7 protein-coding genes and 1 pseudogene are annotated in these 10,560 nt (G+C 43.6%); 4 read left to right on the forward strand and 4 right to left on the reverse strand.

The genetic code is table 11. The annotated features are described in order from the left end of the window. From PSI17_RS14690 to PSI17_RS14705, 3 genes are all read left to right on the forward strand, one after another. Window positions 1-295 (forward strand): helix-turn-helix transcriptional regulator (locus PSI17_RS14690; RefSeq protein WP_273552687.1); only part of this gene is annotated, 295 nt, incomplete at its 5' end. A gap of 566 nt (window positions 296-861) precedes the next feature. After that, entirely contained in the window at window positions 862-2,316 is a 1,455-nt protein-coding gene (gene dtpB / locus PSI17_RS14695) for a dipeptide/tripeptide permease DtpB (protein WP_273552688.1), read from the forward strand. 748 nt (window positions 2,317-3,064) lie between these two features. Continuing rightward, a complete protein-coding gene (locus PSI17_RS14705; protein ID WP_273552689.1) occupies window positions 3,065-3,445 on the forward strand; it encodes a hypothetical protein in 381 nt (126 codons plus the stop codon). A gap of 92 nt (window positions 3,446-3,537) precedes the next feature. Here PSI17_RS14705 and fbaA read toward each other — a convergent pair whose 3' ends face one another. The 4 genes from fbaA to tkt all read right to left on the reverse strand — a co-directional run bounded on the left by fbaA (window position 3,538) and on the right by tkt (window position 9,215). Beyond that, window positions 3,538-4,614 carry a class II fructose-bisphosphate aldolase gene (gene fbaA, locus PSI17_RS14710; protein WP_273552690.1) on the reverse strand — a complete coding sequence of 359 codons (1,077 nt, stop codon included), beginning with the start codon at window positions 4,612-4,614 and terminating at the stop codon, window positions 3,538-3,540. 57 nt (window positions 4,615-4,671) lie between these two features. Next, window positions 4,672-5,838, reverse strand: a complete 1,167-nt coding sequence (pgk, locus tag PSI17_RS14715) for a phosphoglycerate kinase (RefSeq protein WP_273552691.1) — start codon at window positions 5,836-5,838, stop codon at window positions 4,672-4,674. Between the two features lie 74 nt (window positions 5,839-5,912). Continuing rightward, entirely contained in the window at window positions 5,913-6,932 is a 1,020-nt protein-coding gene (gene epd, locus PSI17_RS14720) for an erythrose-4-phosphate dehydrogenase (protein WP_273552692.1), read from the reverse strand. Window positions 6,933-7,220: 288 nt separating this feature from the next. Then, on the reverse strand, window positions 7,221-9,215 hold the full coding sequence (tkt, locus tag PSI17_RS14725) for a transketolase (protein ID WP_273552693.1): 1,995 nt from the start codon (window positions 9,213-9,215) through the stop codon (window positions 7,221-7,223). Between the two features lie 791 nt (window positions 9,216-10,006). Here tkt and PSI17_RS14730 point away from each other — a divergent pair. Continuing rightward, a pseudogene (locus PSI17_RS14730) lies at window positions 10,007-10,560 on the forward strand (HvnC protein); the annotation flags it as partial.

Consider the following 10,560-nt stretch of genomic DNA (forward strand, 5'->3'; position numbering starts at 1 on the left):
TACGTATGAATATATTTGTGAAAATTTTCGAAGCAATATATCGGTAAAGGATATTGCTATTCATGCTCAATTGAGTGAATTCCACATTATCCATGCTTTTCGCAAGACCTATGGTATTACCCCACATGCTATGCAAATCGCCATGCGCATAAATGAAGCAAAAATTCTTTTGAAACAAGGAATGAAAATAGCATCTGTAGCAACTGAGTTAGGTTTTAATGACCAAAGTCATTTTCATCGGAACTTTAAAAAATTGGTTGCGGCAACGCCTGCGGAGTATAAAAAACATCAGTAATGTTTTAAAAATCGCGGACATCAAATGAGATCATTTTTATATTTCCTTGTTCAAGAAATAGGTTAGACGGAAAATGCTCGACCGTGAGTGTTAGAAGTAAGGTTGAATAGAAAAATTTCGATAAATCCCAATCTGAAAATCCTCAATCTCGTTTCATCAATCGAAACAGACAGCACAATACATAACAAAAATTTAATATATAGACACTGATGATCCCGCCTCATGCTCATCTTTATTTCACCGACCAGATCTCAACACACAACAAGCAAATAAGAACAAATAGCAACCAATTTGATTTATTTACAAGCATACAATCCTCACATTAAACCTTTTTGATATTCATTTAGTGAATATTATGCCAAATATGGTATTACTTTTTTCGTTAGTGTGATCCACCGTTGAGAAGATAGCATACTAGTATATTAACCTCCCTCGCTTCACGATCACCTTGATTAAATAAACAAAATCACAACCCACGCGATACATTGCGTTACATGAATGTTAACAACAGTACAATCATCTGGATGTATTGCCATCGAAATAATACCTATATAGAGGCATTCGCTATGAGTAAAACCGCTCCGGTCGGTTTATGGGATCAACCCAAACCCTTTTTTATGATCTTTTTTGTGGAATTATGGGAAAGATTTGGCTACTACGGCGTCCAAGGCATTCTTGCTGTTTACTTCGTTCAACAACTTGGGTTTTCAGAAACACAATCATTTATTACTTTCGGTGCATTTACTGCACTGGTTTACGGCCTGATTTCCATCGGTGGCTATGTTGGTGATCACTTATTGGGAACAAAACGAACCCTTGTTCTGGGTGTCATTGTACTGGCAATTGGCTATTTCATGATTGGCCTTTCCATCATGAAACCTGAGCTGATTTTTTATGCTTTGGGAACTGTCGCTGTCGGTAATGGCCTTTTCAAAGCCAATCCGGCCAGCCTGCTGGCAAAATGCTACCCGCCGCAAGATCCACGTTTAGATGGCGCATTTACGCTCTTCTATATGTCCATCAATCTGGGATCGCTGGTTTCTCTTTCACTTGCCCCCGTCATTGCGGAAAAATATGGTTATGCCATTACCTATAATATCTGCGGGATTGGCCTGATTATCGCCCTGCTGGTTTATATTGCCTGCCGCCGTATGATACATAATATCGGTTCTGAGCCCGACCATGCCCCTCTTAACTACCTCACCCTGCTCTTAGTTTTGATTGGCACTGTGGCTATGATTGGCGTCTGTGCATGGCTATTGCACAATATCCAAATTGCCAATATTGTCCTTATGGCAATTTCGATTGTTGTTGTGGGGATTTTTTTCTGGCAGGCATTCAAACAGGACAGGATCGGCCGCAATAAAATGTTTGTGGCATTTATTTTGATGCTGCAAGCCATCGTGTTCTATATCCTGTATAACCAGATGCCAACCTCCCTCAACTTTTTTGCCATCAACAACGTTCACCATCAGATTCTGGGTTTTAATATCAATCCCATCAGTTTTCAGGCATTGAATCCATTCTGGATCATTATCGTCAGCCCGCTCTTGGCCGTGGTTTACACCAAACTGGGTGCCAAAGGTAAAGATTTTTCCATGCCAACCAAATTCACCTTCGGCATGTTCCTGTGCTCGCTGGGCTTCCTGACCGCCGCTGCCTCTGGTTTATTTGCTGATCAGCAGGGTATGACATCCCCGTGGTTTATCGTGCTGGTCTATCTGTTCCAGAGCGTCGGGGAGTTGATGATCAGTGCATTGGGGCTGGCAATGGTCGCGACGTTTGTGCCTAGCTATCTGACAGGTTTTATTCTGGGCATGTGGTTCCTGTCACAAGCCGCCGCATCCGTATTGGGTAGCTATGTGGCAACCTTTACTGCCGCACCGGAAGGCGTAACCAATCCCCTGCAAACCCTGCCAATTTATACCGGCGTTTTTGGTAAAATCGGGATTGCCACGCTGATTGTCGCCGTGATTATGGCCGTTATGGTGCCGTGGCTGAACAGGATTATGAAAGCGTAATTGGCCTAACTCTGTTTAATTAAATAAATTCCCCGCTCGTTGATAATTAAAATAACGGGCGGAATTTTTCCTTTTTAAGATAAAGAATATGCTTCTTTATATAGGCGATAAATAACAATGGATTCGCATAAATAATACGTATAATACAAATATGTATTCTCGAAGCAAACGAATATATATTACTTTAAGCAATTCACTTAGCTGAAATTAAGAATATAAAACAGAATATTGTAATATAATAAATGAAAATTTTTAGGTAAAATCATCTTTTCAAAAACAAACCATAAGAATAATTGAACATTGCAAAAAATAAATGATAAAATAAACACATATAGTACTTTGTAACAAAGTGCTAAACATAATTCCATAGAAATATAAAAAGGAGTTTTAAATGGTTTGGACTTATCATCAATACTCAGGTGAATTATACCATAACGATCGATTAATTGATCGTGGTTATAGTGGTAAAGGAACTCATAAAAATAATCCAGTGTCAGAACCAGTACGCGGAAAAGGCTCTTCCCTAGAGGACGATATACTATAGGAGGATATACTAATAGTAAGGGGCCGATGACCATAATTTTAGAACCTTGTGATTGCAATAATATGTATGGAAGAAATCTTTTTAGAATTCATGGTGATAGTAGAGAGCATCCAGGTGAAGCATCAGAAGGTTGCATCATTGTAGGATCGAATGCAAGAAGGGAAATCATCCAATCTGTAGATAGAGAATTAGTGGTAGAATAGTATGAAAAAACTTATTGCACTTGCAATACTCTTTGTTCCCGGTATTTCCTTATCGTCAACAAACGACGATTTAGATTATTGTGCGACAATTCAATCGTGGGTTGCTCAAAAGGTGATAAATACCGCCGTCGAGAAAAATAAACATCTTGATCAATTTCGGGCAACTTCTTCCTTAATCGAAAGAAGCAAATTAATAAAAGGAAAGAAACCCATCGTGTTTAACGAGTGGGGGCAGTTGTATACTCAAACAATAGAAATTTCTATTCCGTATATCGATAATCACAAAAAATCGGTTACTTTAATCGCTTCATCGATTATATCAGCAGAAGAGTGCTCATTAGCAGAACCCACTTATTTTGATATAACCCCAGAAAACGATTAGTTTTATTTTTCAGGGCAAGCTGGCTAATTCAAAAAGAATGTAGCCAGCTTTTACATTATCTGAATAACGGCTTTCTGAATAACAATGGGTTATTACAGCACGTCAACTGCATTCAGTTCTTTGAAAGCCTGTTCCAGACGAACAATCATCGTCGCCTGAGCGGCACGCAGCCAAACACGCGGATCATAGTATTTCTTGTTAGGCTTGTCCGCCCCTTCCGGGTTACCCAACTGGCCTTGCAAGTAGCCTTCGTTCTTTTTGTAGTAGTTCAGAATACCTTCCCAGGTTGCCCACTGGGTATCGGTATCAATATTCATTTTGACGACACCGTAGCTAACCGCTTCCTGAATCTCTTCTGCGGTAGAACCGGAACCACCGTGGAAGACGAAATCCAGACTGTTGTGTGGCAGGTTGAATTTCTCAGACACGTATTCCTGTGAGTTGTGCAGGATTTTTGGCGTCAGTTTAACATTACCGGGTTTGTATACACCGTGAACATTACCGAAAGAAGCCGCGATGGTGAAACGTGGGCTGATAGCATTGAGTTTCTCATACGCGTAAGCCACGTCTTCCGGCTGAGTATACAGGGAAGAGCTGTCCAAATGGCTGTTATCAACGCCGTCTTCTTCCCCACCCGTACAACCCAGCTCGATTTCCAGCGTCATGTCGATTTTCGCCATGCGTGCCAAATATTGGCTGCAAATCTCAATGTTTTCTTCCAATGATTCTTCTGACAGGTCGATCATATGGGAAGAGAACAGTGGCTTGCCAGTCTGCGCATAGTGTTTCTCACCCGCGTCCAGCAGGCCGTCGATCCATGGCAGCAGTTTACGTGCGCAATGGTCAGTATGCAGAATAACAGGCACACCGTAATGTTCTGCCATTTGGTGAACGTGATGAGCGCCGGAAATAGCACCGATAATTGCGGCTTGCTGACCTTCGGCTTTCAGTCCCTTACCGGCAATGAAAGACGCACCGCCGTTAGAAAACTGGATAATGACCGGAGCACGTACTTTTGCCGCCGTTTCCAACACTGCGTTGATGGAATCAGTACCGACGCAGTTAACTGCGGGTAACGCGAAGTTATTTTCTTTAGCGACGGCAAAGACTTTTTGAACATCATCACCAGTGATGACACCCGGTTTTACGAAATCAAAAATTTTAGACATGTTACGTGGTCCTGTATTGACATTGAACAGGCAGTCAATGCTGCCTGCTATTACAACTTAGTTACTGTTAGCACGTTCTTCCAGCATCACAACGGCGGGCAGTTTTTTGCCTTCAACGAATTCAAGGAAAGCACCACCACCCGTAGAGATGTAAGAGATCTTGTCAGCAATTCCGAACAGATCGATTGCTGCCAGGGTATCACCGCCACCTGCGATTGAGAAAGCATCGCTCTCAGCAATGGCACGGGCAATAATTTCGGTTCCTTTACGGAAGTTAGGGAATTCAAAAACGCCCACCGGCCCATTCCACAGAATAGTCTTGGCGCTTTTCAGGATTTCAGCCAGACGCTCAGCAGAAGCATCACCCAAGTCAAGGATCTGCTCTTCGTCTTTAATTTCACTGGTGGATTTCAGCGTTGCTTGTGCAGTTTCAGAGAACTCTGTCGCCACACGCACATCGGTAGGCACCGGGATATTACAGCTTTCCAGCAGTTTTTTCGCTTCTGGAATCAAATCATCTTCGTACAGTGAACGGCCAACATTGTGCCCTTCCGCAGCAACAAATGTATTGGCAATCCCACCACCCACGATCAGCTGATCGGCAATTTTGGACAGGGAATCAAGCACCGTCAGTTTGGTTGAAACCTTAGACCCTCCCACAATCGCCACCATTGGACGAGCTGGACTGCGCAGTGCCTTAGCCAAAGCCTCTAGTTCACCGGACAGCAATGGCCCCGCACAAGCAATTGGCGCAAACTTAGCAACACCGTGGGTTGACGCTTGCGCCCGGTGCGCCGTGCCAAACGCATCCATGACATACACATCACACAGTGCAGCATACTGTTTTGATAACGTTTCATCGTCTTTTTTCTCACCTTTGTTGAAGCGAACGTTTTCCAGAACAACTAATTCGCCTTCCGCTGCTTCAACACCCTCCAGATAGTCTTTTTCCAGACGGACAGGAGAAGAAAGGGCCTCTTTCAGATAATCAACGACAGGTTGCAATGAGAACTCTTCGTTGTATTCTCCCTCAGTCGGGCGTCCCAGGTGAGAAGTAACCATGACCTTGGCTCCCTGACTCAACGCAGCCTCAATCGTCGGCAAAGACGCACGGATACGTGCATCAGAGGTAACTTTGCCATCTTTTACAGGCACATTCAGATCAGCACGGATCAATACACGTTTACCCGCCAGATCTAAATCAGTCATCTTAATTACAGACATGGTGAATCCTCTCATTGATTCTTTGTAAAATTACTCAATCTTTCGCTGTGTACCGTTTGTGACACAACAAATGATTATTTGAAACCCGTTGCAGCCATTGCCAGTGTCGTATCAATCATGCGATTGGCAAAGCCCCACTCATTATCACACCACACAAGCGTCTTAATCAGGTGATTACCGCTAACTCTCGTTTGTGTGCCATCCACAATGGCACTGTGGGGATCGTGGTTAAAATCCGTTGAAACCAGTGGCAAATCAGTATAATCCACTATACCACGAAACTCTCTGGCCGCTGATGTTTGCAGGATCTGGTTAACATCGTTAACATTCACTGACGTGCGGACTGTCACGCTCAAGTCAATGGCCGTCACGTTGATCGTGGGCACTCGAACAGAAATCGCCTCAAACCGATCATTGAATTTAGGGAAAATACGGGTGATCCCCGCAGCCAATTTTGTATCAACAGGAATGATGGATTGACTGGCTGCCCTGGTGCGACGTAAATCACCGTGATAAGCATCAATCACAGGTTGATCATTCATTGATGCGTGAATGGTTGTCACTGTACCCGATTCAATATTGAACGCATCATCCAACACCTTGATGATGGGGATGATACAGTTCGTCGTACAGGAGGCATTGGAAACAATGCAATCTTCGGCAACCAATAAATGGTGATTGACACCATAGACCACGGTTGCATCTAGATTATTGCCTCCCGGATGCGCAAACAGGACTTTTTTGGCTCCGCTGGCGATATGCGACTCTCCGTCTGCCCGCTCACCATACTTACCCGTACAGTCAAGAACGATATCAATACCCAGCTCTTTCCACGGCAGGGCTGAAATCTCCGGTTGATGAAACAGCCGGATGCTGTCATCTCCTACTTGCAATAAATCATTATTCAGGCGTACATCCCATGCAAAACGCCCATGACTGGAATCGTATTTCAATAAGTGAGCAATGCCCTGTGCATCTGCCAACTCATTAATAGCGATCACTGAAATTTCAGCCCGACGCCCGGATTCGTAAAGGGCACGCAAGACGTTGCGCCCGATTCTCCCGAAACCGTTAATCGCTACCCTGATAGTCATGTTACTCCCTGAATTTCTCTGTAGTCATGCAACCGCTTAGAATAACTGAGCAATGCTGGCTTGTACGGATAATTCATCACAAAATTAATCAGATTGTGACAGACAAGACATTTTATCGTCTAATCCATACACGCAACTGAAACGGTTCAGCCTTAACGAAAGCAGACTACGAGAAAACAAGCGTGATGGCAAGTGCCATTCGTCACATCATAGAGGAAAGGTTGAACAAAAAAAGAGCGCATTCGATCTAAAATTGATACGAATGCGCTTATCAGGATGATTTGCTGATTATTTCAGCAAAGCTGATGCCTTGGCGACAACATTTTCAACAGTGAAACCAAACAGTTCGAATAGCGCATCAGCAGGCGCGGATTCACCGAAAGTCTTCATGCCAACGATAGCGCCATTGATACCAACATATTTAAACCAGTAATCAGCAATACCCGCCTCGATAGCAACACGGGCAGAAACTGCCGCTGGCAGCACGGCTTCACGATATGCAGCATCCTGCTTATCGAAAGCGTCAGTCGATGGCATAGAAACCACGCGAACCTGACGGCCTTCAGCAGTCAATTGTTCAGCCGCTTTCACCGCCAGTTCGACTTCAGAACCCGTTGCAATCAAGATCAACTCAGGCTGACCTGCACAATCTTTCAGGATGTAAGCGCCTTTCTCGATATTCGCCAATTGTTCAGCCGTACGCGCTTGCTGTACCAGATTTTGGCGGGAGAAGATCAGTGAAGATGGGCCATCTTTGCGCTCAATGGCATATTTCCACGCAACCGCAGATTCAACTTGGTCACATGGGCGCCATGTGCTCATGTTTGGTGTGACGCGCAGGCTGGCAATCTGTTCTACTGGCTGGTGGGTCGGGCCATCTTCACCCAGACCGATGGAATCGTGGGTATAAACGAAGATGCTGCGCGCTTTCATCAGCGCCGCCATACGTACCGCGTTACGGGCATATTCCACGAACATCAGGAATGTTGCGCCATAAGGCACAAAACCACCATGCAGTGCGATACCGTTCATGATGGCAGACATGCCGAATTCACGCACGCCATAGTGAATATAATTACCGTCCTGAACTTCGTTCAGTGGCTTGGAACCAGACCACATGGTCAGGTTACTGGGTGCCAGGTCAGCAGAGCCGCCCATAAATTCCGGCAGAACTTTACCGAATGCTTCCAGTGCATTTTGTGATGCTTTGCGGCTGGCAATGGCGGCAGGATTTTGTTGCAGGTTTTCAATGAATGCCTTAGATTCGGCTTCCCAGTTCACTGGCAGTTCACCACGGGTACGGCGGGTGAATTCAGCGGCCAGTTCTGGGTAAGCATTCGCATAGGCAGCAAATTTCGCTTCCCAAGCCGCTTCTTTGATTTTGCCGGCTTCTTGGGCGTTCCAGCCAGCGTAAATATCTTGAGGAATGTCAAACGCAGAATGTTCCCAACCCAGCGCCTTACGGGTTGCTTCAATTTCAGCATCACCCAACGGAGCACCGTGACACTCTTCTTTACCGGCTTTGTTTGGTGAACCAAAGCCAATGATGGTTTTGCACATCAACAGGGAGGGTTTGCCGGTCTCTTGACGTGCAGCTTCAATGGCTGCCGTAATTGCTTCTGAGTCATGGCCATCTACGCCACGGATAACATGCCAGCCATAGGCTTCAAAGCGTGCTGCGGTGTCATCGGTGAACCAACCTTCTACCTCACCATCGATAGAGATGCCGTTGTCATCATAGAATGCGATCAATTTGCCCAATTTCAGTGTCCCCGCCAAAGAGCAAACTTCATGGGAAATCCCTTCCATCATACAACCGTCACCCATAAACACATAAGTGTGGTGATCGACGATATCATGGCCCGGACGGTTGAACTGCGCTGCCAGTGTGCGTTCTGCAATCGCAAAACCGACTGCGTTGGCAATCCCCTGCCCCAATGGGCCAGTCGTGGTTTCTACGCCCGGAGTATAGCCATATTCTGGATGGCCCGGCGTTTTAGAATGCAATTGACGGAAATTTTTCAAATCATCAATAGAAACATCATAACCTGTCAGATGCAGAAGGCTGTATATCAGCATAGAGCCGTGACCATTGGATAACACAAAACGGTCACGATCAACCCAGCCGGGATTCGTCGGGTTATGGTTCAGATAATCGCGCCACAGCACTTCGGCAATGTCAGCCATTCCCATTGGTGCGCCAGGATGCCCTGATTTTGCTTTCTGCACAGCGTCCATGCTCAAAAAGCGGATAGCATTAGCAAGGGTTTTACGAGTGATCATTCTTTACTCCAAGTCGGATAAAAGCGTTTAGTGAACTAAGGACTAATTTTCGCAGCGCAGTATACAAACCGCAATCATTAATGTCAGATAATTAACGTCAGTTTAAGGAGGACTATCTTAATTTTTCCTTGGCAATAGTTCTTTGATTTACCCCGTTGTTTTGATGCCTTCTTGTGGCAATGCGTACAATCAGGGTGTTTTTGCGCAAATTGGGATCATTACCTCACATGACTTGCGCAATAGAAAGCCACGTATTAGACACAATATCCAATAGGTTAATCAAGGCAGAAAACCGCGTTTTTCTGCCAAGTCAGGAAGATGAGATAGATGTGATAACCTTCTCCAACTCGAAACACTTACTGGTTCAGAGAACGGCAGAAGTCATAATTTTCATCATCAAAACACACAATACACACAATATTCACTTGTAATATATTTTGATGACCGAATAAATCTGTATGAATTACAGCCAATGTAATTTCAGCAACCAATTGTTTCGGAAAATGGTAGATGCCTGTGCTAATATTGGAAAAAGATAATACTTCTATAAAAAAATAAAAAACAAGATAAAACTTTTTTAATAAACCCTTTATGATCAGCTACCATTATTCTATTTCATCCCCAAACAAATTATCACCTAATATAAAAATAACGCATAAAAACATGCCGCCAATTCAATAAAATTTAATTATTAGATGATAAAAAAAAGGAATTTGAATTAATGATATAAAAAGGTGAATTTACAAACTTACTATCATTTAACAACATTCAAAAATTATTAAGGAAATAATATGAAAAGAATAATTATTTTTATTTCATTATATTTATTAGGGTTACAGATGGCTTTTGCCAACATTAATTCAATAAATACACAGTCTGGTTACGATCTTGCGACAGAATTAACGCAAAGATACAACGATACTAGAAATAATTGTGGAGATGAGGATCGTCCTGCATTTTTATGTTCCGGAATTATGTTGAGAGGAACAGTTCCTTCAGATAATTATTATTCTTGGAATCCAAGCCCACACTCACAAGGTAGCGGTGGTGTTTCGTTTTCTTACTTGAGAACGGATTCTAAGCTCATTACATTAGATGCTGGCTACACAAATGGGTTTATTTTTTCTCCTTATTTATCAACCTCAGCAAATAATAAAGAGCACCCTGAAGCGCTTTGCTATTTTCCTCTCAATGCAATCTCTGCAGACAGAAATGAAAAAGGATGTGGTGCTATTCCCAGCATTCCTGAAAGTGCGCCTTGTCAACAACAGGGCATCACTACCGCCCAACAGTGGATAAACAATGGAAGTGATGAGCAGAATCAGTGTGGTTTTGATGTCAGTAT

Source organism: Xenorhabdus sp. IM139775 (assembly GCF_028598745.1).
In the GTDB taxonomy this organism is placed as follows: Bacteria; Pseudomonadota; Gammaproteobacteria; order Enterobacterales; family Enterobacteriaceae; genus Xenorhabdus.

What these genes read in the sequence shown, in the direction of transcription:
- fbaA (WP_273552690.1), bottom strand. Translation starts at nt 4,614, where the DNA reads ATGTCTAAAATTTTTGATTTCGTAAAACCGGGTGTCATCACTGGTGAT.
- epd (WP_273552692.1), bottom strand. Translation starts at nt 6,932, where the DNA reads ATGACTATCAGGGTAGCGATTAACGGTTTCGGGAGAATCGGGCGCAAC.
- dtpB (WP_273552688.1), top strand. Translation starts at nt 862, where the DNA reads ATGAGTAAAACCGCTCCGGTCGGTTTATGGGATCAACCCAAACCCTTT.
- tkt (WP_273552693.1), bottom strand. Translation starts at nt 9,215, where the DNA reads ATGATCACTCGTAAAACCCTTGCTAATGCTATCCGCTTTTTGAGCATG.
- pgk (WP_273552691.1), bottom strand. Translation starts at nt 5,838, where the DNA reads ATGTCTGTAATTAAGATGACTGATTTAGATCTGGCGGGTAAACGTGTA.
- PSI17_RS14705 (WP_273552689.1), top strand. Translation starts at nt 3,065, where the DNA reads ATGAAAAAACTTATTGCACTTGCAATACTCTTTGTTCCCGGTATTTCC.